We start from the raw sequence: 1,101 nt of genomic DNA on the forward strand, positions 1-1,101 counted from the left end.
ATACTTCCCCCCTCATATTCGTCGGCAGCGGCAAATGGGTATAAGGGACAGGGCAAAAGCTCCGAGAAAACAGCTTCCCTCCCAGTCGGTGTGGAGCAGCTATCTATTTTCGATGAGGCGGAAGCAGCAGCTTCGCGCACTGCACCAGAGCCGACCACCCAGCAGATCCAGAGCTACCAGCGAAAGAAGCAAGTAGGCGAACGAGCAGAATTACTTCAGGATCTTCCTCGTGAAAAGCAACTCTTTCAGGTTCAGGACCGGTGTTGTGACGTATGCCATAGCGAGCTTGTCTTGGTGGGCGAAGAGTTTGTTCGTACGGAAGTGGAGTTTATTCCTGCCCGCGTGCAAGCCATTGATGTGTACAGAGAAACCTTAGAGTGCCGAACCTGTCGGAAAGCGGACAAGCCTCAAATGAAAAAGGCGACGACTCCAGCGCCGGTTATTCAGCATTCAATTGCTTCTTCTTCCTCCGTGGCATGGGTGATGTACCAGAAGTTTGTGAACAGCATGCCGCTGTACCGTCAGGAAAAGGAATGGAAGAGCATCGGTTTGGATCTGAGTCGAGCCACGATGGCCAACTGGATGATCGCGGCCACGAGAGACTGGCTGAAGCCACTGGTGAATCGACTGCATGAGTTGCTTGTACAAGAGCGATATTTGCATGCCGATGAGACCCCCTTGCAGGTGATGAATGAGAAGGGACGGAAGAACACGACCTCTTCCTACATGTGGATCTACAGCAGTGGTCAGCAAAGTACGCGTCCTATACGGATCTTTGAATACCAACCAGGACGAGGGGCGAAGTACCCGCAAGCGTTCCTGAAAGGGTTCAAGGGATATCTACATAGCGATGCTTACTCCGGATATGCGAATCTAACAGGGACGATATCTTGTTTATGCTGGGCACATCTTCGGCGTAAGTTTGTCGAGGCATTGCCACCGGAGGCGAATATTCCAGAAGGGACCCTCGCCAGCGAAGGGGTAGCTTATTGCAACAAGCTATTTGAGGTAGAAGCGCAGCTCGCCTCACATCCGCCTGAAGAGCGAAAGGAACAACGTCTGGTGCAGGAAAAGCCTGTACTCGATGCTTTTTGGTCATGG

The 1,101-nt window shown here is 52.1% G+C and carries 1 protein-coding gene; it reads left to right on the forward strand.

What is annotated here, in order from left to right; all coding sequences use genetic code 11:
* Positions 1–1,101 (forward strand): IS66 family transposase (gene tnpC, locus CF651_RS31615; RefSeq protein ID WP_094018853.1); only part of this gene is annotated, 1,101 nt, incomplete at its 3' end.

It is taken from the genome of Paenibacillus rigui, assembly GCF_002234615.1.
In the GTDB taxonomy this organism is placed as follows: domain Bacteria; phylum Bacillota; class Bacilli; order Paenibacillales; family NBRC-103111; genus Paenibacillus_S; species Paenibacillus_S rigui.